The organism is Kitasatospora sp. NPDC051853 (assembly GCF_044452665.1).
In the GTDB taxonomy this organism is placed as follows: Bacteria; Actinomycetota; Actinomycetes; order Streptomycetales; family Streptomycetaceae; genus Kitasatospora.
Genome location: NZ_JBITBY010000002.1, coordinates 32,697 through 58,427 on the forward strand (window position 1 = coordinate 32,697; position 25,731 = coordinate 58,427).

Annotated in this window: 18 protein-coding genes and 1 tRNA gene; 14 read left to right on the forward strand and 5 right to left on the reverse strand. The window is 72.5% G+C overall.

The annotated features are described in order from the left end of the window. Positions 1-38: 38 nt before the first annotated feature. Complete coding sequence (gene rpsA, locus ACIA8O_RS05030; RefSeq protein ID WP_345284251.1) at positions 39-1,529, reverse strand: 30S ribosomal protein S1; 1,491 nt, start codon at positions 1,527-1,529, stop codon at positions 39-41. A 421-nt stretch (positions 1,530-1,950) separates the two neighbouring features. On the opposite strand from rpsA, the gene ACIA8O_RS05035 reads away from it, so the two are divergent. The 3 genes from ACIA8O_RS05035 to ACIA8O_RS05045 all read left to right on the forward strand — a co-directional run bounded on the left by ACIA8O_RS05035 (position 1,951) and on the right by ACIA8O_RS05045 (position 6,363). Next, positions 1,951-2,820: a class I SAM-dependent methyltransferase gene (locus ACIA8O_RS05035; protein WP_396292924.1), complete on the forward strand. Its 870-nt coding sequence runs from the start codon at positions 1,951-1,953 to the stop codon at positions 2,818-2,820. A 3-nt stretch (positions 2,821-2,823) separates the two neighbouring features. Continuing rightward, positions 2,824-5,328, forward strand: a complete 2,505-nt coding sequence (gene hrpB, locus ACIA8O_RS05040) for an ATP-dependent helicase HrpB (RefSeq protein WP_396292154.1) — start codon at positions 2,824-2,826, stop codon at positions 5,326-5,328. A 228-nt stretch (positions 5,329-5,556) separates the two neighbouring features. Continuing rightward, entirely contained in the window at positions 5,557-6,363 is an 807-nt protein-coding gene (locus tag ACIA8O_RS05045) for a HEAT repeat domain-containing protein (protein ID WP_396292155.1), read from the forward strand. Between the two features lie 158 nt (positions 6,364-6,521). On the opposite strand, the gene polA is transcribed toward ACIA8O_RS05045, so the two are convergent. Further along, a complete protein-coding gene (gene polA, locus ACIA8O_RS05050; RefSeq protein WP_396292925.1) occupies positions 6,522-9,197 on the reverse strand; it encodes a DNA polymerase I in 2,676 nt (891 codons plus the stop codon). A gap of 205 nt (positions 9,198-9,402) precedes the next feature. On the opposite strand from polA, the gene ACIA8O_RS05055 reads away from it, so the two are divergent. The 7 genes from ACIA8O_RS05055 to ACIA8O_RS05085 all read left to right on the forward strand — a co-directional run bounded on the left by ACIA8O_RS05055 (position 9,403) and on the right by ACIA8O_RS05085 (position 16,431). Beyond that, positions 9,403-9,855, forward strand: a complete 453-nt coding sequence (locus ACIA8O_RS05055; protein ID WP_345284262.1) for a hotdog fold thioesterase — start codon at positions 9,403-9,405, stop codon at positions 9,853-9,855. Positions 9,856-9,973: 118 nt separating this feature from the next. Then, positions 9,974-10,612, forward strand: coding sequence for a Tat pathway signal sequence domain protein (locus tag ACIA8O_RS05060; RefSeq protein ID WP_396292156.1), 639 nt, complete (start codon positions 9,974-9,976; stop codon positions 10,610-10,612). 288 nt (positions 10,613-10,900) lie between these two features. Then, a complete protein-coding gene (locus ACIA8O_RS05065; RefSeq protein WP_396292157.1) occupies positions 10,901-12,133 on the forward strand; it encodes an ABC transporter substrate-binding protein in 1,233 nt (410 codons plus the stop codon). Positions 12,134-12,259: 126 nt separating this feature from the next. After that, positions 12,260-13,189 (forward strand): branched-chain amino acid ABC transporter permease, encoded by a 930-nt coding sequence (locus ACIA8O_RS05070; RefSeq protein ID WP_396292158.1) that lies wholly within the window; start codon positions 12,260-12,262, stop codon positions 13,187-13,189. Positions 13,190-13,196: 7 nt separating this feature from the next. Further along, on the forward strand, positions 13,197-14,879 hold the full coding sequence (locus ACIA8O_RS05075) for a branched-chain amino acid ABC transporter permease (protein ID WP_396292159.1): 1,683 nt from the start codon (positions 13,197-13,199) through the stop codon (positions 14,877-14,879). Positions 14,880-14,887: 8 nt separating this feature from the next. Next, positions 14,888-15,718 (forward strand): ABC transporter ATP-binding protein, encoded by an 831-nt coding sequence (locus tag ACIA8O_RS05080; protein ID WP_396292926.1) that lies wholly within the window; start codon positions 14,888-14,890, stop codon positions 15,716-15,718. Then, positions 15,715-16,431 (forward strand): ABC transporter ATP-binding protein, encoded by a 717-nt coding sequence (locus ACIA8O_RS05085; protein WP_396292160.1) that lies wholly within the window; start codon positions 15,715-15,717, stop codon positions 16,429-16,431. Before ACIA8O_RS05080 ends, ACIA8O_RS05085 begins: the two co-directional genes overlap by 4 nt. A 58-nt stretch (positions 16,432-16,489) precedes the next feature. Here ACIA8O_RS05085 and ACIA8O_RS05090 read toward each other — a convergent pair whose 3' ends face one another. After that, positions 16,490-17,143 carry a response regulator gene (locus tag ACIA8O_RS05090; RefSeq protein WP_345284273.1) on the reverse strand — a complete coding sequence of 218 codons (654 nt, stop codon included), beginning with the start codon at positions 17,141-17,143 and terminating at the stop codon, positions 16,490-16,492. 93 nt (positions 17,144-17,236) lie between these two features. On the opposite strand from ACIA8O_RS05090, the gene ACIA8O_RS05095 reads away from it, so the two are divergent. Continuing rightward, positions 17,237-17,319 (forward strand) — tRNA-Leu (locus tag ACIA8O_RS05095). A gap of 92 nt (positions 17,320-17,411) precedes the next feature. Here ACIA8O_RS05095 and pyk read toward each other — a convergent pair. Then, positions 17,412-18,842, reverse strand: a complete 1,431-nt coding sequence (pyk, locus tag ACIA8O_RS05100; RefSeq protein WP_396292161.1) for a pyruvate kinase — start codon at positions 18,840-18,842, stop codon at positions 17,412-17,414. Positions 18,843-19,115: 273 nt separating this feature from the next. On the opposite strand from pyk, the gene ACIA8O_RS05105 reads away from it, so the two are divergent. From ACIA8O_RS05105 to ACIA8O_RS05115, 3 genes are read left to right on the forward strand one after another with little or no spacing between them, the layout of a single operon-like run. Beyond that, positions 19,116-20,195 carry a hypothetical protein gene (locus ACIA8O_RS05105; RefSeq protein WP_396292162.1) on the forward strand — a complete coding sequence of 360 codons (1,080 nt, stop codon included), beginning with the start codon at positions 19,116-19,118 and terminating at the stop codon, positions 20,193-20,195. A 14-nt stretch (positions 20,196-20,209) separates the two neighbouring features. After that, positions 20,210-21,841: a VWA domain-containing protein gene (locus ACIA8O_RS05110; RefSeq protein WP_396292163.1), complete on the forward strand. Its 1,632-nt coding sequence runs from the start codon at positions 20,210-20,212 to the stop codon at positions 21,839-21,841. Continuing rightward, positions 21,828-22,427 carry a hypothetical protein gene (locus ACIA8O_RS05115; RefSeq protein WP_396292164.1) on the forward strand — a complete coding sequence of 200 codons (600 nt, stop codon included), beginning with the start codon at positions 21,828-21,830 and terminating at the stop codon, positions 22,425-22,427. Before ACIA8O_RS05110 ends, ACIA8O_RS05115 begins: the two co-directional genes overlap by 14 nt. Positions 22,428-22,782: 355 nt before the next feature. Here the strand turns inward: ACIA8O_RS05115 and ACIA8O_RS05120 are convergent, their stop codons facing one another. Continuing rightward, on the reverse strand, positions 22,783-25,587 hold the full coding sequence (locus ACIA8O_RS05120) for a LuxR C-terminal-related transcriptional regulator (protein WP_396292165.1): 2,805 nt from the start codon (positions 25,585-25,587) through the stop codon (positions 22,783-22,785). Between the last annotated feature and the right edge of the window lie 144 nt (positions 25,588-25,731).

The window sequence follows — 25,731 nt, forward strand, 5'->3', positions numbered from 1 at the left end:
TCTACGACCAACCCTCAGTTACTGAGGTTCGGCGGTGTTCAGCTCTGGCCGCCGGCCAGCTTCTCGCGGAGCGCGGCGAGCGCCTCGTCCGAAGCGAGGGCGCCGGAGCCCTCGTCGCTGGCCGAGGTGTAGGAGCCACCGGCAGCGGCGGCGACGGCGTCGCCACCCTCGGCAGCGGCCTCGGCGTCGGCCTCACGGCTCTTGATGACCTGAGCCTGGTGGGCCTCGAAGCGGGTCTGCGCCTCGGCGTACTGGCGCTCCCACTCCTCACGCTGCTTCTCGAAGCCCTCGAGCCAGTCGTTGGCCTCGGGGTCGAAGCCCTCGGGGTAGATGTAGTTGCCCGCGTCGTCGTACGAGGCAGCCATACCGTAGAGGGTCGGGTCGAACTCGGCCGCGGCGGCGTCGCCACCGAGGGCCTCGTTGGCCTGCTTCAGCGAGAGGCTGATGCGACGACGCTCGAGGTCGATGTCGATGACCTTGACGAAGATCTCGTCGCCGACCTGGACGACCTGCTCCGGGATCTCCACGTGGCGCTCGGCCAGCTCGGAGATGTGGACCAGACCCTCGATGCCCTCGTCCACGCGGACGAACGCACCGAACGGAACCAGCTTGGTGACCTTACCCGGGACGACCTGGCCGATCTGGTGGGTCCGGGCGAACTGCTGCCACGGGTCCTCCTGGGTCGCCTTCAGCGACAGGGAGACGCGCTCGCGGTCCATGTCGACGTCGAGGACCTCGACGGTGACCTCCTGGCCGACCTCGACGACCTCGGACGGGTGGTCGATGTGCTTCCAGGACAGCTCGGAGACGTGCACGAGACCGTCGACGCCACCCAGGTCCACGAAGGCACCGAAGTTGACGATCGAGGAGACGACGCCGGAGCGCACCTGACCCTTCTGGAGGGTGGTGAGGAAGGTCTGGCGGACCTCGCTCTGGGTCTGCTCCAGCCAGGCACGGCGGGACAGGACCACGTTGTTGCGGTTCTTGTCCAGCTCGATGATCTTGGCCTCGAGCTCCTTGCCGACGTACGGCTGGAGGTCGCGGACGCGGCGCATCTCGACCAGCGAGGCCGGGAGGAAGCCACGGAGGCCGATGTCGAGGATGAGACCACCCTTGACGACCTCGATGACGGTACCGGTGACGATCCCGTCCTCTTCCTTGATCTTCTCGATCGTGCCCCAGGCACGCTCGTACTGAGCGCGCTTCTTGGACAGGATCAGACGACCCTCCTTGTCCTCCTTCTGGAGAACCAGGGCCTCGATCTCGTCGCCGACCTTGACGACCTCGTGCGGGTCAACGTCGTGCTTGATCGAGAGCTCGCGGGAGGGGATGACACCCTCGGTCTTGTAACCGATGTCGAGGAGCACCTCGTCACGGTCGACCTTCACGATGATGCCCTCGACGATGTCGCCATCGTTGAAGTACTTGATGGTCTCGTCAATGGCGGCGAGGAAAGCCTCGGCATCGCCGATGTCGTTGACCGCAACCTGCGGGGTGGTGCTGACAGAGGTGTCGGTGGGGCTCGTCATTAGGAAAAGGGCTCCGGTACGGACATGAAGTCGTAGGTAATGCCACGCGGAGGGCCCGTATCGCTCCCACCGAAAGCCGGACAGCCAAGACGACGGCCCACCCGTCTGGGAAACCAGATGGTGTCCGTCTTGCGACCGTGGGGTCTTCGACAGATGCGAGCGCGACCTGCTCCGTCCGAGGCGCGCAGGCCCGCAGCGCAACTTGTAGCATACGGGGACAGCCGGGCACGGTCAACGTCGAAGACGACGAGACGGTGGAGGCCGGGATGGATCAGGCCATATCCTCCGATTGCGCACCTGGCCGGTGGCAGCCGCAGGGGCCTCTCCCCGGATGCCACGGCCGCGAATCGGACCCCGTACAGGACCGGTCGTGACAGCAGCGCTTCCGCATCCCATACCCTACGCGACGGGCACCGAGACCTTGGCCACCACCCCCTCCTTCCGCGACCCGGACGACCTCGCCCCGCTCGACCTCCCCGAGGAGGACGAGGACGAGGCCCTGCGGCGGGACGCCGAGGCCGGAGAGTCCAGCCGGGCCAGCCGCCACTGGTGGGACCGGAACGCGGACGAGTACCAGGACGAGCACGGCGAGTTCCTCGGCGACGACCGCTTCACCTGGTGCCCCGAGGGCCTGGACGAGGCCGACGCCAAGCTGCTCGGCGAGCCGGCCGCGCTGAAGGGGCTGCGGGTGCTGGAGCTGGGCGCCGGCGCGGCCCAGTGCTCCCGCTGGCTGACCGCCCAGGGGGCGGTGCCGGTGGCGCTGGACATCTCCTACCGGCAGCTCCAGCACTCCCGCCGGATCGACCTCGGCCGGGGTGTCGAGCCGCTCCCGGTGGTGCAGGCGGACGCCGCGGTGCTGCCGTTCGCGGACGGCTCCTTCGACCTGGCCTGCTCGGCGTACGGGGCGGTGCCGTTCAGCGCGGACACCGCCGGACTGATGCGCGAGGTGCACCGGGTGCTGCGGCCCGGGGCCCGCTGGGTGTTCTCGGTGACCCACCCGATCCGCTGGGCCTTCCCGGACGAGCCGGGGGTGGAGGGGCTGACGGCCACCGCCTCGTACTTCGACCGCACCCCGTACGTGGAGCAGGACGCCGAGGGGCGGGCCACCTACGTGGAGCACCACCGGACGCTGGGCGACCGGGTGCGCGAGCTGACCGGCGCGGGCTTCCGGCTGCTGGACCTGGTCGAGCCGGAGTGGCCGGAGGGGCTGGAGCAGGAGTGGGGCGGCTGGAGCCCGCTGCGCGGCCGGCTGATCCCCGGCACCGCGGTCTTCGTCGCCGAACGGGGCTGAGGCGTGCGCTCCGCCGGGCTCGAACTGCCGGTCCGCACCGCCGTGCCCGCGCTCCGGCGGGCGCTGGCCGAGGAGGGCGTGGCGGTGCTCTCCGCCCCGCCCGGGACGGGCAAGACCACCCTGGTGCCGCTGGCGCTGGCCGGGCTGGTGGACGGGCTCCCGGGGCCGCCCCGGCGCGTGCTGGTGGCCGAGCCGCGGCGGCTGGCGGTGCGGGCGGCGGCCCGGCGGATGGCCTGGCTGCTGGGGCAGCAGGTCGGCGAGGCGGTCGGCCTGACGGTCCGTGGGGAGCGGCGGGCGGGGCCCGCGACGGTGGTCGAGGTGGTCACCACCGGGGTACTGCTGCAACGGCTGCAGCGGGACCAGGAGTTGACCGGGGTCGACGTGGTGGTGCTGGACGAGTGCCACGAGCGGCACCTGGACGCGGACACCGCGCTGGCCTTCCTGCTCGACGTCCGGGGCGCGCTGCGGCCGGACCTGCGGATCGTCTGCGCCTCGGCCACCTCGGACACCGCCGCCTGGGCCGAGCTCCTGGGCGGCGCGCCCGTGGTGGAGGCGCACGGCGTCTCGTACCCGGTGGAGACGGTCTGGGCGCCGCCGCCGCGCGGGGTGAAGCCGCCGCAGGGGACCCGGGTGGACCCGCTGCTGCTGGAGCACGTGGCCGGGACGGTCCGGCGGGCGCTCGCGGAGCGCAGCGGGGACGTGCTCTGCTTCCTGCCCGGGGTCGGGGAGATCGCCCGGGTGGCGGGGCAGTTGGGGCCCCTCGGGGTCGAGGTGCTGCAGCTGCACGGGCAGGCGCCGGCCGCGGTGCAGGACGCGGCGCTGGCGGTGGGGACGGGCCGCCGGGTGATCCTGGCGACCTCGGTGGCGGAGTCCTCGCTGACCGTGCCGGGCGTGCGGGTGGTGGTCGACTCCGGGCTGGCCCGGGAGCCGCGCACCGACCACGCGCGCGGGCTCTCCGGCCTGGTGACGGTACGGGCCTCGCTGGCGGCGGCCCGGCAGCGTGCCGGGCGGGCCGGGCGCGAGGCGCCGGGCGTGGTCTACCGGTGCTGGGCGGAGGCGGAGGACGCGCTGGCGCCACGCTTCCCGACCCCGGAGATCGCGCAGGCCGAGCTGACCTCCTTCGCGCTCCAGGCCGCCTGCTGGGGCGATCCGACCGCCGCCGGGCTGGCCCTGCCGGACCGGCCGCCGGCCGGGGCGATGCTGGCGGCGCGTCAGGTGCTGGCCGGGCTCGGCGCGGTGGACGCGGACGGGCGGGCCACCGCGCGCGGGCAGCGGATCGTCCGCAGCGGGCTGCACCCCCGCCTGGCCCGGGCGCTGCTGGACGGCGCGGAGCTGGTCGGCGCCCGGCGGGCGGCGGAGGTGGTGGCGCTGCTCTCGGAGGAGCCGCCGCGGGCCTTCGGCGACGACCTGGCCGAGGTGTGGCGGCAGGTGCGGTCCGGGGCCTCCGCGGACCCGTACGCGCGGCGGTGGAAGGACGAAGTGCGTCGGCTGGGGCGCCTGGTGGAGGGCGAGCGGTCCTCGGTGACGGAGCGCCAGGTGCCGGGGCTGGTCGCCGCGTTGGCCTACCCGGAGCGGATCGCGCGGGCGCGGGCGGCGGACGGGCCCTACCTGATGGCCTCGGGGACGGCGGCGGAGCTGGGGGCGGGCTCGCGGCTGGCCGGGGAGGAGTGGCTGGCGGTGGCGTCGGCGGACCGCCCGGCCGGGGCGCACTCGGCCCGGGTGCGGCTGGGGGCGGCGCTGGACGAGGAGACCGCGCGGCTGGCCGGGGCGGCGCTGCTCTCCGCCCGCGAGGAGGTCGAATGGTCCTCGCGGCAGGGCGAGTTGACGGCGCGACGGGTGTCGGCGCTGGGGGCGGTGGAGCTGGAGACCGCGCCGTTGGCGAAGCCGGATCCGGAGCTGGTGCGGGCCGCCCTGCTGGACGGGCTGGCCCGGGAGGGGGTCGGTGCGCTGCTCCGGTGGACGCCGGAGGCGGTCGGACTGCGCGCCCGGTTGGCCTTCCTGCGGCGGGAGTTGGGCGAGCCCTGGCCGGAGGTGGACGACGCGGCGCTGGCCGGCGGCGGCTGGCTGGAGCCGGAGCTGTCCCGCGCCCGGCGGCGGGCGGACCTCGAACGGATCGACCTGGCCTCGGCGTTGCAGCGGCTGCTGCCCTGGGCCTCCGGCCAGGCGGGCCGGCTGGAGGAGTTGGCGCCGGAGCGGATCACGGTGCCGAGCGGGTCGCGGATCCGGGTGGACTACGCGGGCGACCGGCCGGTCCTGGCGGTCAAGCTGCAGGAGCTGTTCGGCTGGCAGGCGGCGCCGAAGCTGGCGGACGGGCGGGTGCCGCTGACCGTGCACCTGCTCTCCCCCGCCGGACGCCCGGCCGCCGTCACCGGTGACCTGGCCACCTTCTGGCGCGAGGGCTACCGCGCCGTCCGGGCCGACCTGCGAGGCCGCTACCCGCGGCACCCGTGGCCGGAGGACCCGAGCACGGCGGAGCCGACCAAACGCACCAACCCCCGCAAGGGCTGAAGCAGGGCCGAGGCAGGACTGAGGCGGGACGGCAGGGCAGCGACCCAGGGGCGCGGGGAACTGCGCGCTGCGGAAGGCACTGGCCCGTGTGCCGGGTACGGGGCTTCAGTTGCAAGTGCTTGTCCGTACCCGGCAGAAGGGTCTGTGCCTTCCGCAGCGCGCAGTTCCCCGCGCCCCTGACTGCCCTTCGGGCAGTCCGGGCGCGCCCGGCGCGTTAGCATCCGCGGCATGGCGATCTTCGTGCACCTCACCTCGGCGGCGAACGCCGCCCGGATCCGGCGGGCCGGGCTGCGGGCGGACAGTTGGGCACGGACCGGGGAGCGCGGGGTGTACTGCTTTCCGGTGCTGCCCTCGTTCACGGTGACGCACCAGTGGCTGCGGGAGCTGGCGCGGCGCGGCACCCGGGGCGGCGGGATGGTGGCGGTGCACCTGCGGCTGGACGACGACGAGCCGGTGCTGGTCGGGCACTACGCGGGCCGGGGGAAGCACGCCGCGCGGAGCGCGACGGCGGCCGAAGCGGTGCACCGGATCCGGGAGTTGGACGATCCGCGGGGCTGGGAGGTGTTCGTGCCCCGGGCGGTGACGGCCGGGGAGGTGCGGCGGGTGCGGGCGGTGCCGCAGGGGGTGGGCTGGCGGTACTTCCCCGGGGCGCACGGCACCCGGCCGTGCACCTGCTTCGGCTGCCGGGTGCGCGGCGAGTACGGCGGGCGGCGGCTGCGGGAGCGGCTGCCGCACCCCTTGGACGGGCCGGATCCGAAGGTGCCGGTGCTGCTGGAGCGGCTGGCGGCGGCCGGGGAGCCGGGGGATCCGAAGGAGGTGGCCGAGGTGCTGTACTGGTTCGCCCGGCGGCGCCGGGGGCCGGTGGAGGCGCTGATCCGGCTGACGGAGCATCCGGACGCCAGGATCCGGGAGGACCTGGTGTGGGCCGTCGGGGGATGGCGTTCGCCGGGGGTGGGTGAGCTGCTGGAGCGGCTGGCCGGGGATCCGGTGGCGGAGGTGCGGGAGGCCGCGGCTCAGGCCCGGTCCGACGGGTAGCGCCCCCGGGGGCGGGGAGCCGTGCGATCGGCGGTGCGACAAGTCGCCTTCCGAGTCGCGCAGTTCCCCGCGCCCCTGGGGCGCTGCCCTGCCGGGCTTGCTCTGCCGGGCGTGCTCTGCCGGACGCGCCCTTCCGGGTGCGGCCGGCAGGCGGGCCGTCAGTGGGCCGCTTCCTCCCAGTTGGCGCCGATGCCGACGGAGACGTCGAGCGGGGCGCGCAGCGGGTAGGCGTCGGCCATCTGCTCGCGGACCAGGGCCTCGACCTGCTCGCGCTCGCCCGGGGCGAGTTCGAGGACGATTTCGTCGTGGACCTGGAGGAGCATCCGGGTGGAGAGCTTCGCCTCGGTGAGGGCGCGGTCCACGTTGAGCATCGCGATCTTGACGATGTCGGCGGCGGTGCCCTGGATCGGGGCGTTGAGCGCCATCCGCTCGGCCATCTCGCGGCGCTGGCGGTTGTCGCTGGTGAGGTCGGGGAGGTAGCGGCGGCGGCCGAGCAGGGTCTCGGTGTAGCCGACCGCGCGGGCCTCCTCGACCACCCGGTGCAGGTAGTCGCGGACGCCGCCGAAGCGCTCGAAGTAGGTGTCCATCAGGCCCTGGGCCTCGTTCGGCTTGATGCCGAGCTGCTGGGAGAGGCCGTAGGCGGAGAGGCCGTAGGCCAGGCCGTAGGACATCGCCTTGATCTTGCGCCGCATCTCGGCGTCGACCGCCTCGGGGGCGACCTCGAAGACCTGGGAGGCGACGGTGGTGTGCAGGTCCTCGCCGGACTCGAAGGCCTCGATCAGCGCGGCGTCCTCGGAGAGGTGGGCCATGATGCGCAGTTCGATCTGCGAGTAGTCGGCGGTGAGCAGCGCCTCGTAGCCCTCGCCGACCACGAAGGCGCGGCGGATCTGGCGGCCCTCCTCGGTGCGGACCGGGATGTTCTGCAGGTTCGGGTCCTGGGAGGAGAGCCGGCCGGTGGCGGCCACCATCTGGTTGAAGGTGGTGTGGATCCGGCCCTGCGGCGAGACGGTCTTGAGCAGGCCCTCGACGGTGGTGCGCAGCTTGGCCTGGTCGCGGTGGCGGAGCAGGATGACCGGGAGCTCGTTGGTGGTCTGGGTGGCCAGCCAGGCGAGCGCGTCGGCGTCGGTGGTGTAGCCGGTCTTGATCTTCTTGGTCTTGGGGAGGGCGAGCTCGCCGAAGAGGATCTCCTGGAGCTGCTTGGGCGAGCCGAGGTTGAACTCGTGGCCGGCCGCGGCGTGCGCCTCGCCGATCACCCGCTGGATCTCGGCGGCGAACTGCGACTCGATGGTGGTGAGCCAGGCGCGGTCGGCGGCGATGCCGGTGCGCTCCATCCGGGCCAGCAGCTCGGCGATCGGCAGCTCCATCTCGTGCAGCAGCTTGACCGCGCCGACCTGGGCGAGCCGGGTGTCGAAGTACTCGGCGAGGTCGAGCACCGCGCGGGCCTGGGCCATCAGGGCCTGGGCACCGGCGGTGGGGTCGTGCTCGGGGGTGTCGAAGCTGAGCTGGCCGCTCTCGGCCACCTCGGCGGGGGCCAGCGAGCGGGCCAGGTACTCCTCGGCGAGCACGTCGAGGGTGAAGGTGCGGCGGCCGGGCTTGTCGAGGTAGGCGGCGAGCGCGGAGTCGGCGACCACGCCCTCGATCCGCCAGCCGCGCTCGGCGAAGGCGCGCATGACCTGCTTGGCGATGTGCAGCGCCTTCGGGCGGGCCGGGTCGGCCAGCCAGGCGGCGAGGGCGCGCTCGTCGGCCTCGGCGAGCTCGGTGGGGTCGAACCAGGCGGCGGTCTCGCCGGTGGCCAGGGCGATCTGCTCGACCTCGCCGGAGCCGAGGGCCCACTGGTAGAGGGCGGCGACCGCGACGGTGCCGCCGGAGTGCTCGTCGAGCCAGGCGGCGAGGGCGCCCTCCTCGGTGAGCAGGGTGCCCTCGACGGCGATGCCGGGGGCGGGGGCCGCCCCGGCCTCCTCGGCGGGGGCCGGGTCGAGGGCGTAGACCCGGTCGCGGAAGTTGGGGTTGCGGAACTCCAGCGACTCCAGCAGCTGGCCGACCGCCTCGCGGTCGAACGGCTGCCGCTCCAAGTCCTGGACGCCGAGCGGGAGTTCGACGGTGCGGACCAGCTCGGTGAGCACCCGGTTGCGCTTGACCGAGTCGAGGTGCTCGCGGAGCTTCTCGCCGATCTTGCCCTTGACCTCGTCGGCCCGGGCGACCAGCTCGTCGAAGGAGCCGTAGAGGTTGACCCACTTGGCGGCGGTCTTCTCGCCGACGCCGGGGATGCCGGGCAGGTTGTCCGACGGGTCGCCGCGCAGCGCCGCGAGGTCGGGGTACTGAGTCGGCGTCACGCCGTACTTCTCGGCGACCTTCTCCGGGGTGTAGCGGGTCAACTCCGAGACGCCCTTGGTGGGGTAGAGCACGGTGACGTGCTCGGTGACCAGCTGGAGCGAGTCCCGGTCCCCGGTGACGATCAGCACGTCGTAGCCGGCCGCCTCGGCGGCGGTGGCCAGGGTGGCGATGATGTCGTCGGCCTCGAAGCCCTCGACGGACATCCGGGAGACGTGCATCGCGTCGAGCAGCTCGTGGATCAGGCCGATCTGGCTCTTGAACTCGTCCGGCGTCTTGGCCCGGTTGGCCTTGTAGTCGGGGAACTCCTCGGAGCGGAAGGTCTTCCGGGAGAGGTCGAAGGCGACCGCGAGGTGGGTGGGCCGCTCGTCGCGCACCGTGTTGGCGAGCATCGAGGCGAAGCCGTAGACGGCGTTGGTGGTCTGGCCGGTGACGGTGGAGAAGTTCTCGGCGGGCAGGGCGAACCAGGCCCGGTAGGCCATGGAGTGCCCGTCGAGCAGCATCAGCCGGGGACGCTCCCCGGGGCTCGCCGCTGCCTTGTCCGTACTCTGCGTAGCCACGTCCACGTCCGTTCCTGCCGATTGCTCTGCCACTGACCGATCCTAGGGCCCGGCGGGGACATCCCCGTGTCACCGCGAGCGGGCGGCCGTACGATCACGGGAGCAGCACGACGTGATCTCGCAGTGACCCTCGAACGGCAGGAGCACCATGACCGACGCGGCCCCGATCCTGAACGTCCCGCAGGACGTGCTCGACCACTTCGCCAAGCTGGGCGTCGACCCCTCCACCTTCAGCGGCGGCCACCTCGGCGACCGGCTGGGGATCAAGGTGGTGGAGGCCAGCGCGGACCGGGTGGTCGGCACCATGCCGGTGGAGGGCAACCAGCAGCCGTACGGGCTGCTGCACGGCGGGGCCTCGGCGGCGCTGGCCGAGACGCTGGGCTCGATCGGCGCGATGCTGCACGCCGGGCCGGGCCGGTACGCGGTGGGCGTGGACCTGAACGCGACTCACCACCGGTCCGCCACTTCGGGGTTGGTGACCGGCGTGGCCACCGCGGTGTTCAAGGGACGGACCGCGGCCACCTACGAGATCGCCATCACGGACGACACCGGCAAGCGGATCACCAGCTGCCGGCTGACCTGCATGCTCCGCGACCTCTAGAGCCCGGCCCTTCGAGCCCACCCGCGCGTCCGCACGCTCTGGACGCGCGACCCCTGCGCCCCCTTGTTTGGCCACTGCCCGCACCGGGCAGGAGGCAGCCGAACGAGGGGGCGTGGGCATGTCCGGGGACGGGCTCGGGCCGTTGGAGGCCGGGGACGGCACGGTGCGGACCGAGGGCGGTCCGGCCGGCCGACTGGCGCGCGTCCAGAGGGAGTTGGGGTCCCGGCGGCGTTACGCGCTGCTGGCCCTGGCGGTCGCCGCCGGCGTCCTGCTGCTGTTCCGCGCGCTGGAGCGCGACCCGCCCGCCCGGGCCGCGCCGCCGCCGGTCCCGTACCCGGCCCAGGTGGCCAGGCTGACCGTGCCGGCCGAGGGGCGGGCCGAGGGGAGGCACCTGTCGGTGGCGGCCGAGCTCCGGGTGGAGGGGGCCGCGCCGGTGGACCTGCTGGCGGTGGGCCAGCCGTACCCGGGGATCAGCCTCTCCGTCCGCGGCGGGCTGCCGCTCACCGCCGCCGCCGGGCGGCCGCTGCTGCTGCGGCTGGAGTACGACCTGACGGACTGTTCGACCGTACCCGTCGGAGTGGAACTGCCCTATGTCGATGTAACGCTGCGTAACACCCGTGCAATCCAGACCGTGAGTCAGATCCCGGGCGCGCTGTACGCCGAAACATTGGCCCACTGGCTCGACTCGGCCTGTCGGAGTTCCGATATCCGGACGGCTCCGGCCGAAACTGTCTCTCCGGACAGAGGTGTTCGATAGTCGGACGGATTGCCGACCACCTGCATTTCTGGCGGCAATTCAGGTCCACGAGCGGGTCAAGCTCCTGTCAAGGACCCGGGAACAGTGGGCGAACGACCACCATGTGAGATTAATCCGCCGTGTCCTCATAACAAGAGAATCACAGCCTGTCCGCACCCCTGCCCGAGCCGCGAAATGCGCTCTAGAGTCACGGCCAGTCACCGCGCCACACAATCGGGCCTGGCCCCAGCGCGCGACGAGCACCCCGTCACTTCCGGCCCGGTGCTTTTCCTCAGAAAGGGAACCCTCGTGCGTAATCGTTCACTGCTTGTCGTGAGCATCGCAGTCGCCGGAGCGCTCACGGTCTCCGCCTGCGGCTCGCGCGGTGAGAAGAAGGCCGACGAAGGTGCCGCCGGCGGCAGTGTCAAGGTCGTCATCGGCGTCGACGCGCCCCTGACCGGCAAGCTCTCCGCGCTCGGCCTGGGCATCAAGAACTCGGCCGACCTCGCGGTGAAGAAGGCCAACAAGGACAAGACCGTCCCCGGCGTGACCTTCGAGCTGGAGGCCCTGGACGACCAGGCCAACCCGACCTCGGGCCAGCAGAACGCCACCAAGCTGGTCGGCAACAAGGACGTCCTCGGCGTCGTCGGCCCGCTCAACTCCGGTGTCTCGCTGACCATGCAGAAGGTCTTCAACGACGCCAAGCTGGCGCAGGTCTCGCCCGCCAACACCAACCCGCAGCTGAGCCTCGGGCCGGACTGGGGCACCCAGAAGTTCGCCCGCCCCTACGCCTCGTACTTCCGCACCGCCACCACCGACGTGGTGCAGGGCAAGTTCGCCGCGCAGTACCTCTTCACCGAGGCCAAGAAGACCAAGGTCTTCGTCATCGACGACAAGAAGACCTACGGCGCCGGCCTCGCGAACATCTTCCAGGAGGAGTTCAAGAAGCTGGGCGGCCAGGTCGTCGGTGCCGAGCACATCAACCCGGACGACAAGGACTTCTCGGCGGTCGCCACCAAGGTCAAGTCCTCCGGTGCGGACTCGGTCTACTACGGCGGCGAGTACCCCGAGGGCGGCCCGCTGACCGGCCAGATCAAGAAGGCCGGCGCGGCCGTGCCGGTGTTCGGCGGTGACGGCCTCTACGACGACGAGTTCATCAAGCTCGCCAACGGCCAGGCCAACGGCGACCTCGCCACCTCGGTCGGCGCCCCGGTCGAGCAGCTGGACTCCGCCAAGGCCTTCATCGACGGCTACAAGGCCGCCAACTACCCGGAGCCGTACGCGGCTTACGGCGGCTACTCCTACGACGCCGCCTGGTCGGTCGTCGAGGCCGTCAAGAAGGTCGTCGCCGACAACGGCGGCAAGCTGCCGGCCGACGCCCGCGCCAAGGTGATCGACGCGCTCGGCAAGGTGTCCTTCGAGGGCGCCACCGGCAAGGTCTCCTTCGACCAGTACGGCGACACCACCAACAAGCAGCTCACCGTCTACGAGGTCAAGGACGGCAAGTGGGTGCCGGTCAAGAGCGGCACCTACACCGGCTGATCCGGCCGACCCGATCCGGCTGACGCCGGGTCACCCGGCTGACGCCGGAGCACACCATGCAGCACCCGGGCGGGGGCGCCAAGAGCACCCCCGCCCGTCCCATACCCCACACCACGGAGGCCTGCGGTGCACGAACTGCCGCAAAACCTGGCCAACGGCCTGATGCTGGGCCTGATGTACGGCCTGATCGCCGTCGGCTACACGATGGTCTACGGCATCGTCCAGCTGATCAACTTCGCGCACGGCGAGATCTTCATGATCGGCGGCTTCGGCGCACTGACCGCCTATCTAGTCCTGCCGTCCGGAACCTCGCTCTGGCTGGCCCTGCCCATCATGATCGTCGGTGGCGTCATCGCCTCCGTCCTGGTCGCGACCGGTGCCGAACGCTTCGCCTACCGGCCGCTGCGCACCGCCCCCCGGCTCGCCCCGCTGATCACCGCGATCGGTCTGTCGATCGCGCTCCAGCAGCTGGTCTGGGCCTTCTACCCCGACGCCAAGAAGGCCCGCACCTTCCCGCACTTCGAGGGCTCGGCGATCGACCTCGGCGCCTTCACCCTGCAGCGCAACGACCTCTTCCTGCTGGTCGCCGCCCCGCTCTGCATGCTCATCCTGGGCGCCTTCGTCCGGCTCACCCGCACCGGCCGCGCCATGCAGGCCACCTCGCAGGACCCGGACACCGCCAAGCTGATGGGCATCAACACCGACCGGATCATCGTGATCGCCTTCGCGGTCGGCGCCGCCTTCGCGGCCATCGCCGCCGTGGCGCACGGACTCCGGTACGGGCAGGTCGAGTTCACCATGGGCTTCATCGCCGGCCTGAAGGCCTTCACGGCCGCCGTGCTCGGCGGCATCGGCAACATCTACGGCGCGATGCTCGGTGGTCTGGTGCTCGGCGTCGCCGAGTCGCTGGCCACCGCCTACATCCAGCACGTCCCCGGCCTCGACCAGCTCGGCGGCGCCGGCTGGGCCAACGTCTGGGCGTTCGTACTCCTCATCGTCGTGCTCCTGGTGAGACCGCAGGGTCTGCTGGGCGAGCGCGTCGCCGACCGGGCGTGAGGCCGAGATGACCACTTTCCTCCCCGCTTCCGCCGCCCGCGCCGTCACCACGGCCGGCACCGCGCTCACGGCCGCCTCGGCCCTGCTCGCCTGGACCTGGACCGACGAGTTCCCCGGCGACCTCACGTACAACCTCTCCCCGGCCGGCCTGCAGTGGGTCGCGCTGATCGTCGGCCTGATCGGCCTGGCGTACGCGCTCTCCTCCTACGGCCTGCGCGGCCTGCAGTGGCTGGCCCCGGCCGGCGGCACCAGCGCGCTGCGCCTGCTCTCGCTCGCCGCGGTGGCCAGCTCCTGGTTCTCCGTCGGCGCCATCTCCTACCAGCTCGGCGGCCTCGCCAACCTGGAGCCCGGCGGCTGGGTGCTCGCGATCGGCTCGCTGCTCACCCTGGCCGCCTGGCAGCTGCCCGAGGACCGACGGGGCGTCAGCGCGCCCAAGGCGCTGGCCTCCTGGGCCGAGGTGCTGATCATCGTGGCCGCCTTCGGGATCGGCCTGGCCGTCTTCGCCTTCGGCATCGGTGCCGAGAAGGAGCTGTTCACCGGCTTCCTGATCGCGGTCGGCTTCACCGTCGCCGCGCTCAACAAGTCCGGCCTGATCGGCCGGCTCTCGGCCCTCACCTCCAAGCACCGCACGGTCACCACGGCCGGTGCCTTCGCCGCCGCCGCGGCCTTCCCGTTCACCCAGTCCAACGAGCTCTACACGCTGATCGGGGTCAACATCCTGATCTTCGCGACCGTCGCGCTCGGCCTGAACGTGGTGGTCGGCCTGGCCGGTCTGCTCGACCTCGGCTACGTGGCCTTCCTCGGTGTCGGCGCCTACGCCGCCGCCCTGGTCTCCGGCTCGCCGTACTCCGCCTTCAAGGGCCTGCACCTGCCGTTCCCGGTCGCCGTGCTGGTCGGTGCGCTGGCCGCGCTGATCTTCGGCGTGGCGATCGGCGCCCCCACCCTGCGGCTGCGCGGCGACTACCTCGCCATCGTCACCCTGGGCTTCGGCGAGATCTTCCGGATCGCCATGAACAACATGGACGGCACCTCCGGCCCCAACCTCACCAACGGCCCGAACGGCATCGCCGCGATCCCCGACGTCAGCTTGTTCGGCTTCGACTTCGGACAACCGCACGACCTGTTCGGCCTCCAGCTCGGGAAGTTCTCCAACTACCTGCTGCTGATGCTGTTCGTCACCGCCATCGTGGTGCTGGTCTTCAGCCGGGTCTCCAACTCCCGGATCGGCCGTGCCTGGGTCGCCATCCGCGAGGACGAGACGGCCGCCGAGGCGATGGGCATCAACGGCTTCCGGGTCAAGCTGATCGCCTTCGCGCTCGGCGCCACCCTGGCCGGCATGGCCGGCGCCGTCCAGGCCCACGTGCAGAGCGCCGTCACCCCCGAGGTCTACGTCTTCGCCGGGCCCGTCCCGCCGAACTCGGCCTTCCTGCTCGCCGCGGTCATCCTCGGCGGCATGGGCACCATCAGCGGCCCGCTGCTCGGCGCCAGCCTGCTCTTCCTGATCCCGGCCAAGCTGGAGTTCCTGAAGGACTACCAGCTGCTCACCTTCGGCATCGCGCTCATCCTGCTGATGCGCCTGCGCCCGGCCGGCCTGATCGCCGGACGCCGCCAGCAGCTGGAGTACGAGCAGGCCGACATCCCCGCCCAGGCCACGCCCGGCGACACCGTCCTCACCAAGGCAGGGGCGTGAACACCCAGATGAGCACCACCACCACGACCGAGACGGTGCTGGACGCCCGCGGCGTCACCATGAAGTTCGGCGGCCTCACCGCCGTCAACAACGTGGACCTCACCGTCAACGCCGGGGAGATCGTCGGCCTGATCGGCCCCAACGGCGCCGGCAAGACCACCTTCTTCAACTGCCTGACCGGCCTCTACGTCCCGACCGAGGGCAGCGTCAGCTACAAGGGCACCGTGCTGCCGCCCAAGCCGCACCTGGTGACCCAGGCCGGCATCGCCCGGACCTTCCAGAACATCCGGCTGTTCGCCAACATGACCGTGCTGGAGAACGTCCTGGTCGGCCGCCACAGCCGCACCAAGGAGGGCCTGTTCTCGGCCATCCTGCGCGGCCCCGGCTACCACCGGGCCGAGGCGGCCAGCCGCCAACGGGCCATGGAGCTCCTGGAGTTCACCGGTCTGGCCGCCAAGGCCGACCACCTGGCCCGCAACCTGCCCTACGGCGAGCAGCGCAAGCTGGAGATCGCCCGGGCACTGGCCAGCGACCCCGGCCTGCTCCTGCTGGACGAGCCGACCGCCGGCATGAACCCCCAGGAGACCAACGCCGCCGAGGAGTTGGTGTTCGCCATCCGCGACCTCGGGATCGCGATCCTGGTGATCGAGCACGACATGAAGTTCATCTTCAACCTCTGCGACCGGACGGCCGTCCTGGTGCAGGGTCAGAAGATCGTCGAGGGCGACAAGGAGACCGTCCAGAACGACGAGCGGGTCATCACCGCCTACCTCGGTGCGCCGCTGGAGACGGCGACCGGCACCACCAGCACCGACTCGCAGGCGGGAGACGCCGAATGACCGCTCTGCTCGAGGTCCAGGACCTCCGTGTCGCCTACGGCAAGATCGAGGCCGTCAAGGGCATCAGCTTCACCGCGAACCAGGGCGAGGTCACCACCCTGATCGGCACCAACGGTGCCGGCAAGACCACCACCCTGCGCACCCTCTCCGGTCTGCTCAAGCCGACCTCCGGCACCATCACCTTCGACGGGCAGCCCCTGGGCACCGTCCCGGCGCACAAGATCGTCGCGCTCGGGCTGGCCCACTCCCCCGAGGGCCGGCACATCTTCCCGCGGATGACCATCGAGGAGAACCTGCTCCTCGGCGCCTTCCTCCGCAAGGACACCGCCGGCATCACCGAGGACGTGGAGCGCGCCTACACGCTCTTCCCGATCCTCGGCGAGCGCCGCAAGCAGGCGGCCGGCACGCTCTCCGGCGGTGAGCAGCAGATGCTCGCCATGGGGCGCGCCCTGATGTCCCGTCCGAAGCTGCTCATGCTGGACGAGCCCTCGATGGGCCTCTCCCCGCTGATGATGCAGAAGATCATGGCCACCATCGTCGAGCTCAAGGCGGCCGGCACCACCATCCTCCTGGTGGAGCAGAACGCGCAGGCCGCGCTCTCGCTCTCCGACCAGGGCTACGTGATGGAGACCGGCAAGATCGTGCTCACCGGCACCGGCCACGACCTGCTCGGCAACGACTCGGTCCGCAAGGCCTACCTCGGCGAGGACTGACACCGCGTCAACGCGAAGGCCCGCCCCTCCTCGGAGGGGCGGGCCTTCGTCGTCGGGCTCAGGCCTCGGCGGCCTCGGCCTTCTTCTTGTCCTGGGCGTGGCCCTCCTCGATCACGGCCTCCGCCACGGCGGCCATGGTCATCCGGCGGTCCATCGAGGTCTTCTGGATCCAGCGGAAGGCGGCCGGCTCGGTCAGGCCGAACTTGGTCTGCAGGACGCTCTTGGCCCGGTCCACCAGCTTCCGGGTCTCCAGCCGCTGGGTGAGGTCGGCGATCTCCTCCTCCAGCGTCCGCATCTCGGTGTACCGGGAGACGGCCATCTCGATCGCGGGCACCAGGTCGCTCTTGCTGAACGGCTTCACGATGTACGCCATCGCCCCGGCGTCCCGGGCCCGGTCCACCAGCTCGCGCTGCGAGAACGCGGTCAGCATCAGCACCGGCGCCAGGTGCGCCTCGTGGATCTGCTCGGCGGCCGAGAGCCCGTCCAGCACCGGCATCTTGACGTCCAGGATGGCCAGGTCGGGCCTGAGCTCCTCGACCAGCTTCACGGCGGTGGCCCCGTCCCCGGCCTCACCGACGACGGTGTAACCCTCCTCCTCGAGCATCTCCTTCAGGTCGAGGCGGATCAGCGCCTCGTCCTCGGCGATGACAATTCGGGTGATCTGGGGCGAGTCGGTGTCAAGCGGCTGTGCCTGCTCGTCGGCGGTGCTCACGGGGCTCCTCGTTCCGGCGGGGTGCTGCATGGACGAGCCTACCCAGCTGCACCGGAAGGCGCGCACAGGGTATCCTTCTGAGCGCTCACCCCCGCCGGGTTGGTGGAACGGCATACACGGATGTCTCAAACACATCTGCCCGAAAGGGCTTGCGGGTTCGAATCCCGCACCCGGCACCCTTCGCACCGCGCTGGTACCCCGCGCCCGCCGTCCACGGCGTTCACCCCTTCGGGTGGGGCGCGGCCCGGCGGCCACGCCCCACGGGGTGTCAGTTGTCGAGCTCGCCCACGTGGTGGACGCGGACCAGGTTGGTGGAGCCGGCCAGGCCGGGCGGGGAGCCCGCGGTGATGACCACGATGTCCCCCTTCTCGCAGTGCCCCAGTGAGAGCAGTGCGGCGTCCACCTGGGCGACCATCTCGTCGGTGGTGGCCGCGAACGGGCCCAGGAAGGTTTCGGCGCCCCAGGTCAGGGCGAGCTGGCCCCGCACGGCGGCCTCGTAGGTGAAGGCCAGGACGGGGATGGGCGAGCGGTAGCGGGTGAGCCGGCGGGCGGTGTCGCCGGACTGGGTGAAGGCGATCAGGTACTTGGCGCCCAGGAAGTCGCCGATCTCGGCCGCCGCGCGGGCGACGGCGCCGCCCTGGGTCCGCGGCTTGTTCGAGTCGGTGAGCGGCGGGAGGCCGGCCGCGAGCACGTCCTCCTCCACGGCGCTGATGATGCGGGCCATGGTGCGGACGGTCTCGACCGGGTACTTGCCGACGGAGGTCTCGCCGGAGAGCATCACCGCGTCGGTGCCGTCCAGGACGGCGTTGGCCACGTCGGAGGCCTCGGCCCGGGTGGGCCGGGAGGCGTTGATCATCGAGTCCAGCATCTGGGTGGCGACGATGACCGGCTTGGCGTTCCGCTTGGCCAGCTTGACGGCCCGCTTCTGCACCAACGGCACGTCCTCCAGGGGCATTTCGACCCCGAGGTCGCCGCGGGCGACCATGATGCCGTCGAAGGCGTCGACGATGGACTCGAGGTTCTCCACCGCCTGCGGCTTCTCGATCTTGGCGAGGACGGGCACCGACCGGCCCTCCTCCGCCATGATCCGGCGGACGTCCTCGGCATCGGCCCCGCTTCGCACGAACGAGAGGGCGATGAGGTCGGCACCGGTCCGCAGGGCCCAGCGCAGGTCGGCGACGTCCTTGTCGCTGAGCGCGGGGACCGAGACGGCGATGCCGGGGAGGTTGAGCCCCTTGTGGTCGGAGATCAGCCCGCCCTCCAGGACGGTGCAGCGGACCCGGGGGCCGTCGACCTCGGCGACCTCCAGGCAGACCCGGCCGTCGTCGACCAGGACGCGTTCGCCGGGCCGGACGTCGTCGGCCAGCCCGGGGTAGGTGGTGCCACAGGTGTCGCGGTCCCCGACCACGCCCTCCTCGACGGAGATGGTGAACTGGTCACCGCGTTCGAGGAGTACGGGACCTTCGGCGAAGGTGCCCAGTCGGATCTTCGGGCCTTGGAGGTCGACCAGGACCCCGACGCTCCGGCCGCTCTCCTCGGCGGCCTTGCGGACCCGGCGGTAGCGCTCCTCGTGTTCTGACTGGGAGCCGTGGCTGAGATTGAAACGGGCGACGTCCATACCGGCGTCGACCAGGGCCTTGATCTGCTCGTACGAGTCGGCGGCAGGCCCGAGGGTGCAGACGATTTTTGCTCGGCGCATGGCTGAGAGCCTAAACATTACCGGTACGTAACTTCGCCGTTCCGGCCGACTGCACCATGGCAGTTGTCGAACGATTCGGTGAACGGAGTGACACGTCGTTAGTTCTCGCACCGTGAGGCCGAGTTGGTCCTGACGTACCGGAGCCGATGCGGTTCCGTGAAGGCTTGTTCACCCCCGGTTCACCTTCGGTTCGGGCGGCGCTACGGGCCGGGCGGGAATCTCTAGGGCACAGCACTGGGTCCTGAAGTTCCGCTGGTGGGGGAAGGATTGGCGATGAGACGAGTCATCGGCGTGCTTGCGGCGCTGGTGCTGCTGGGCGGGGTGGCGTACGCGGTGCTGCGGCCGGAGTCCGGGCCGGGGCTGACCGAGGTGCGGATCCTGATCGGCTCGGAGAAGGCGGAGTTCTTCAACGACCCGGAGGTGGCCGCCGAGTTCCGGGCCAAGGGCTTCGAGGTGAAGAGCCAGACCATCGGCTCCTGGTCGATGGCGAACGCGAACCTGGACGGCTACGGGATGGTCTTCCCGGCCAGCCGGGGACCGGCCGAGGAGGTGGCCAAGAAGCGGGGGATCACCACCGAACCGGTGCGGCCGTTCTACTCCCCGCTGGTGGTGATCGCGCACGAGAAGGTCGCCGCGCTCCTGCGCGACCGGGGCTACGCCGGCCGGAAGGAGGGCGGGCCGTGGAAGCTGGACATGGCCAAGTACCTGACGGCCGTGGGCTCGGACACCCGCTGGGACCAGCTGGACGAGCCCAAGAGCATCCCGGAGCTGGCCGGGGACGTGTTCGTGACCAGCACCGATCCGGCCACCTCCTCCTCGGGGGCGCTCTACCTGGCCGCGGCCGCGTACGTGAAGAACGGCAACCGGGTGGTCTCCGACCAGGCCGGGGAGCAGTCGGTGGCCCCGCTGCTGCGCAAGCTGACGGCCAAGCAGGGTGACCAGAAGACCAGTTCGGACGGCCCGTTCAAGGACTTCCAGAGCGGGGTCGGCAATCCGCTGGTGCTGGCGTACGAGTCCCAGGTGGCCTCGCTGGTCGCGCACGGGACCACGGTGAAGGACCTGGTGGTGCTCTACCCGGACACCACCGTTTCGAGTGACCACACGGCGCTGGGGTTGACACCCGAGGGGCGGAAGATCGCCGAACTGCTCCGGGACGACCCGAAGTTGATCGGCCTGGCCGCGCTGCACGGCTTCCGCCCGCAGGCCGACCCGGGGGCGTTCTCCCGGGCGCTCAAGGAGCCGAACCCGACGACGGTCTTCGTGCCGGGCCTGGCCGAGGCCGGGATCGTCCAGGCGCAGCCGCCGACGGTCGAGGTGCTGGCCAGGCTGGTCGACATCGCCAAGGGCAAGTGAGGCAGGGGCAGAGGATGAGGGGGGACGGAGTGCTGCGACGGATCGCGCCCGCCGTGCTGGCGCTGGCGCTGGCCGGGACGGGCTGCACGAGCGAGGGCGGGGACGGCGGCGGCGGGACGGAGCAGCCGAAGGACGGCGTGCTGCGGGTCCTGGCGGGGAGTGAACTCCACGACATGGAGGCGGTGTTGGCCGACGCCAGGACGGCGACCGGGGTCCGGGTGGAGTTCACCTGGTCCGGTTCGCTGGACGGGGCCGACACGGTGGCCTCGGGGCAGGCGGACGGCAAGTACGACGCGGTCTGGTTCCCGTCCAACCACTACCTGCGGCTGGACCCGGCGGGGAAGGGCAAGCTGCTCTCCGAGACCCCGGTGATGAGTTCGCCGGTGGCGGTCGGGGTGCGCTCCACGATGCTGAGCGAGCTGGGCTGGGGGGACGGCTCGCAGGTGACCTGGGGGAAGCTCGGGGAGGCGGCGGCCGCCGGGAAGCTCAGCTACGGGATGGCCGACCCGTCCCGCTCCAACTCCGGCTTCTCCGCGCTGGTCGCACTGGCCTCGGCGTTCTCCGGGGCCGGTGCGGCCCTGTCCGACGCCGACGTGGCCAAGGCCGCACCGCAGTTGAAGCAGTTCTTCAGCGGGCAGAAGCTGACCTCGGGCTCCTCGGGCTGGCTGGCGGAGGCGTACCAGAAGGCCGCCAAGCAGAACGAGACCAAGGTCGGCGCCCTGGTCAACTACGAGTCGGTGCTGCTCTCGATGAACCGCACCCTGCCCGCCGAGGACCGCCTGACGGTGATCCGGCCGGTGGACGGGGTGGTCTCGGCCGACTACCCGCTGAGCCTGCTGGCCTCGGCCGGCAAGCCCGCGCAGGACTCCTTCCAGCGCCTCAGCCGGTACCTGCTGCAGTCGAACGCGCAGCAGCGGATCACCGAGGAGACCCTGCGCCGCCCGGTGACCACCGGGGTCACCCCGGCCACCGGGCTGCCCGCCGAGCGGCGCCGGGAGCTGCCGTTCCCCGGCACCCGGGCGGTGGCGGACGGGCTGCTGTCGGCGTACCAGAACGAGCTGCGCCGCCCGTCCCGGACGGTGTACGTGCTGGACACCTCGGGCTCGATGAAGGGCGGCCGGCTGGACGCGCTGAAGGCCGCGATGGCGCGGCTGACGGGGGCCCAGGACCCGCGCGGGCAGCGGCGGTTCCGCCAGCGCGAGGAGGTCACGGTGGTCGAGTTCGCCTCCACCGTGAAGTCGGAGCGGACGTACCGGATCCCGGTCGGGCCGCCGGAGGCGGAGCTGGCCCGGATCCAGCAGGAGGTGCAGGGGCTGACGGCCGACGGCGGCACGGCGGTCTACAGCAGCCTGAAGGAGGCCTTCGAGCTGGTGGGCCGTCAGCAGGCGGCGAGCGGGGACGACCGCTTCACCTCGATCGTGGTGATGACGGACGGGGAGAGCAACGAGGGGCTCAAGGACCAGGAGTTCCGTGCCTGGTACGGCGGGCTGTCCGGAGCGGCGCGGGCGGTGCCGGTCTTCCCGATCCTGTTCGGCGACGCGGCGAAGGGGCAGCTGCAGGGCATCGCCGACCTGACGGGCGGGAAGCTGTTCGACGGGCGGGGCTCGCTGGACGGGGCGTTCGAGGAGATCCGTGGGTATCAGTGACCGGCTGCTGGGGTACCTGGAGTCGCCGCGCAACCTGATCGGCTGCGCGGCGGGCACCGGGGGCCTGGCGCTGTACTTCGCGGGGGCGGCCGGGCCGTGGTGGCCGGCCGTCGTCGCGGGGCTGTACGGGGCGGGCGCGCTGCTCGCCCCGCGGCGCTGGCCCTGGGACCGGCCGAACGGCGCCCCCGACGGCACCCCCGGGGTGGAGACCGCAGGCCCGGCCGGGCTCCCGGCCACGACGGCGGCCGGGCCGGTGGCCGGGCAGGTGGCCGGGGCCGGCCCCGAGCCGAAGGCCGCCAAGCCCGCGAAGCCCAAGGCGCTGCCCGCCGAACTGCGGGCGGAACTGGCGGTGCTCCGCGAGCGGGCGGCGGCCATCGGGCTGCCCTCCTCGGTGGACGCGGAGGGGCTGTTCGCGGCGCTGGCGCGGGCGGAGGCCGGCCAGGCGCGGCAGATCCTCGCCCGCGAGCTGCCGCTCGCGCTGGACGGCTACGTACGGGCCCGCAGCTGGGAGACCCTGGTGCCCGGCGGGGTCGACCCGACGGCCGCCCTCAAGGCGGAGCTGGAGCGGCTGGCCGGCCTGCTCTGACGCGACCCGCCCCACCGCGCGGCCCCCACCGCGCGGCCTCCGCCGGGCCGACGGTCGCCCCCGACGCGGGTCCGGAGCGGCCGGCCTGCTCCGACACGGTCCGCCGCACCGCGTGCGCACGCCGCGGCCGGGCGGAACCGACGACGCCTCGGACCGTTCGCCCGCGGAGGTTACCGGCCGGTTGCCCTCGCGGACATCCGGGTCGTCCCCCGGCAGTGACCGTACGGCCCTGGTGTCACTCCCGTCCCTCCGGGCAGGCTGGGCCTCACCAGCCGACCGGAGAGGACCAGCCCAGGTGACCGCCGCCCCACCGCATCCGCCGGTGCCGACGGCCATCTCCCCCGACCGGCTCCGCTCACTCCTGCGGCTGCTCCAGCACTCCCGCCAGCTCGGCCCGCCGCTTGATGCCCAACTTCCGGAAGCTGTTCGTCAGGTGGGTCTCCACCGTGCGCAGCGCCAGGTGCAGCAGCTCGGCGATCTCCGGGTTGGAGTTGCCCTCCACCGCCAGTCGGCAGACCCGCTGCTCGCCGGCGGTCAGCGCACCCGCGCCGGTCTGCCGCTGCCGGTCGGGCCGCGCTCCGGAGGCCAGCAGCAGGTCGGCGGCGACGGTGCGCAGCCTCACCGCACCGATCCGCTCTGCCCGGCTGACCGCCTCCCGGAGGGCCTCCCGGGCAGCCGCGCGCTGCCCGCTGCCCCCGAGCAGCCGGCCGAGGGCGGTCAGCGCGGGGATGAGCTCGACGTCCAGCCCGTCCGCGCGCAGCATCCGCACCGACTCCTGGACGGTGGCCAGCCCCTGCCGTCCGCCGGTGGCGGCGCCGAGCACCCGCAGGGCCCGGCCGACGGTCCGCGGGGTGTCCCAGACGCGGGCCAGGCGGAGCTCCTCGGCGGCCAGTTCGGCCGCCGGGCCGACCTGGCCGAGCAGCAGGTGGCAGTCGGCGGCGGCCGAGCGCCAGGGGGTGACGATCGGGCTCAGCACCTGGCGTTCCAGCTGGCGGCGCCCGCAGTCCAGCAGGTCGGCCAGTGCCTCCTCGGGCCGTCCGTCGGCGAGCCGCAGCATGCCGCGGGCGTAGACGAGTTCGTTCATCTCCCAGGAGGACGGGCCGCTCGGCGGGCTGTCCTCGAAGCCGGCCGCGACCAGTTGGCGGGCCTGCACCGGGTGCCCGGTCTCGCAGAGGGCGATCACCGCCTGCGAGGTGAGGTGGGCGTTGCCGAGGGTGAGCACGCCGCGCTGGTCGGAGGCGGCCGCCAGCTCCTGCAGCATCAGGGAGAACTGACCGCGCATCATCCGGCTCTCGGCCCGCACGCTCAGCAGGCACTGGTAGGCCGGGTGGAGCTTGGCGCCCCGGTGCGCGGTCAGGCCCTCGGCGACCAGCCGGTCCGCGAGGTCCAGCCGGTCGGCCCACTGGGCCAGGGTGGCGGTGGAGGCGGTGAGGTAGCTGGCGGAGAAGCTGTCCATCGGCTGGGCGGTCAACTCGACCACCCGGCGGGAGACTTCGGCGGCCGAGAGCCGTCCGCTGGTGGCGTCGAACTCGGTCAGCAGCCCGTAGGCGGCCGGGGCCACGCCGGTGGCCGAGCGGGCCTCGATCCGGCGCACGCCGTCCACCACCTGGAGCCAGCTGTCCCCGTCGTGGGAGGCGATCATCGCGGTGGCGGCGTGCACGGCGTGGGCCAGGTCGGAGCGGTCGGCGAAGCGTTCGGCCAGGTCCTCCAGGACGTCCAGGGCGGCGGCGGTCTCGCCCCGGCCGGCCAGTGCCACGCCCAGCGCGTTGGCGGCCTCGAAGACCGCCTCGTCGGAGCGGTGCAGCCGGACCGCCTCGGCCAGGTGGCGGGTGCCGTTGACGGACTCCGGCGGGCCCAGGGCCACTTCCAGGCAGCCGAGTTCGACCAGGACGGAGCCACGGCGGCACTGGCTGAGCGGTTCGCGCAGCGCGCGCCGCAGCAGCCGGACGGCGTACTCGCGGTCCCCGTCGCGCTGGGCCTGGCGGGCGGTGCCGATCAGCACGTCGGCGGCCCACTCGGCGCCGCACACCTCGGTGCGCAGCAGCTGTTCGGCGACCAGGCCGTCCGGCTCGCCGCGGCCGTAGAGCAGGGTGGCGACGCCCCGGTGCAGTTCGGCCCGGCGCTGGTCGCTCCAGCCCGCCAGCAGGGCGGCGGACAGCCAGGGGTGGGCGAACTCCGGCAGGGCGTCACCGTGGCCGGGGCGCAGCAGGCCGAGCACCTGGAGGCCGCGCAGCCAGTCCGGGAGCCAGCTGCCGAGGTCGGCCCCCTCGGGGTCGCCGGGGCCGGTGGCCCAGCCCGGCTGGGCGGCGACCAGGTCGGCCAGGCCGACCGAGCCGGTGCGGGTGCCGCTGAGCTGGGCCAGGGTGCGGGCGGCGGTGGCGGACGGTTCGCCGACGCGGTCGAGCCAGTGGCCGACCGCCTCGCGGAAGGCGCCGGTCGGCACCGGGCCGAGCTCGCCGCCCACCGGGCGGCCGTCCGGACAGGTGAGTGCGGTGAGCAGCAGTGGCAGTCCGGCGGTGGCCCGGTGGCACTCCTGGGCCAGCCGGTCCGGGACGGTGCGTTCGAGCCGGGCCGAGAGCAGGGCCGCGGTGCCGGCCGGGCTGAGCGGGGCGAGGCGGCGGGTCTGCACCACACCGGCCGGCAGCCCGGTGCCGAACGGCGGCCTGCGGTCCGCGGGTCCTGCCTCCCGACGCTCCGTCACCACCAGCAGCACGGGCAGCTGGTGGAGCCGGCGGACGAGCTGGCGCAGCCAGGAGGCGGAGGCCGGGTCGGCGTGCTGCACGTCGTCCACCAGGAACAGCAGCGGGCGCCGCACGGCGGCCTCGCGGAGCAGCTCCCAGGGGGTGCGGCCCTCCTCGTCGGGGACGAACTCCGGGCCGGTTCCGCTGAGCTGACGGGCCACCGCGTACGGGTGCCCGGCCTCGTCGGGGGCGCAGGCCGCCCGGCGCACCGTCATGCCCCAGGAGACCGCCGGGTCCGCCACCGCGTCCAGCAGGGCGCTACGGCCGATCCCGCTCGGGCCGGTGAGCAGCAGCAGGGTGCCGGTGCCGTGCCGGGCCAGGTCGGCCAGCCGGGCCGCCTCGGCCAGGACGGCCTGACGTTCGGTCAGACCGGCCTCCGCCGGGCCCATCACCCCGACGGCCGTGCCACCGCTGTACATCGCTACCCCTCCTACAACCGCTCTCGTCCATTCCACGTGTCGGCACCCTGACCCGGACCCCCCGAACGACCACTTCCCGGTGTGACCTTCGTCTCACCTGACGGATCTCGTGGTGGACCACGATGGTCACCCCGAGGTGCCCGC

Coding starts and splice junctions, on each gene's coding strand:
- rpsA (WP_345284251.1), bottom strand. CDS start 1,529: ATGACGAGCCCCACCGACACCTCTGTCAGCACCACCCCGCAGGTTGCG.
- ACIA8O_RS05045 (WP_396292155.1), top strand. CDS start 5,557: ATGGCGATCTTCGTGCACCTCACCTCGGCGGCGAACGCCGCCCGGATC.
- polA (WP_396292925.1), bottom strand. CDS start 9,197: ATGCTGCTCGACGGGCACTCCATGGCCTACCGGGCCTGGTTCGCCCTG.
- ACIA8O_RS05055 (WP_345284262.1), top strand. CDS start 9,403: ATGACCGACGCGGCCCCGATCCTGAACGTCCCGCAGGACGTGCTCGAC.
- ACIA8O_RS05060 (WP_396292156.1), top strand. CDS start 9,974: ATGTCCGGGGACGGGCTCGGGCCGTTGGAGGCCGGGGACGGCACGGTG.
- ACIA8O_RS05075 (WP_396292159.1), top strand. CDS start 13,197: ATGACCACTTTCCTCCCCGCTTCCGCCGCCCGCGCCGTCACCACGGCC.
- ACIA8O_RS05080 (WP_396292926.1), top strand. CDS start 14,888: ATGAGCACCACCACCACGACCGAGACGGTGCTGGACGCCCGCGGCGTC.
- ACIA8O_RS05085 (WP_396292160.1), top strand. CDS start 15,715: ATGACCGCTCTGCTCGAGGTCCAGGACCTCCGTGTCGCCTACGGCAAG.
- pyk (WP_396292161.1), bottom strand. CDS start 18,842: ATGCGCCGAGCAAAAATCGTCTGCACCCTCGGGCCTGCCGCCGACTCG.
- ACIA8O_RS05105 (WP_396292162.1), top strand. CDS start 19,116: ATGAGACGAGTCATCGGCGTGCTTGCGGCGCTGGTGCTGCTGGGCGGG.
- ACIA8O_RS05110 (WP_396292163.1), top strand. CDS start 20,210: ATGAGGGGGGACGGAGTGCTGCGACGGATCGCGCCCGCCGTGCTGGCG.
- ACIA8O_RS05120 (WP_396292165.1), bottom strand. CDS start 25,587: ATGTACAGCGGTGGCACGGCCGTCGGGGTGATGGGCCCGGCGGAGGCC.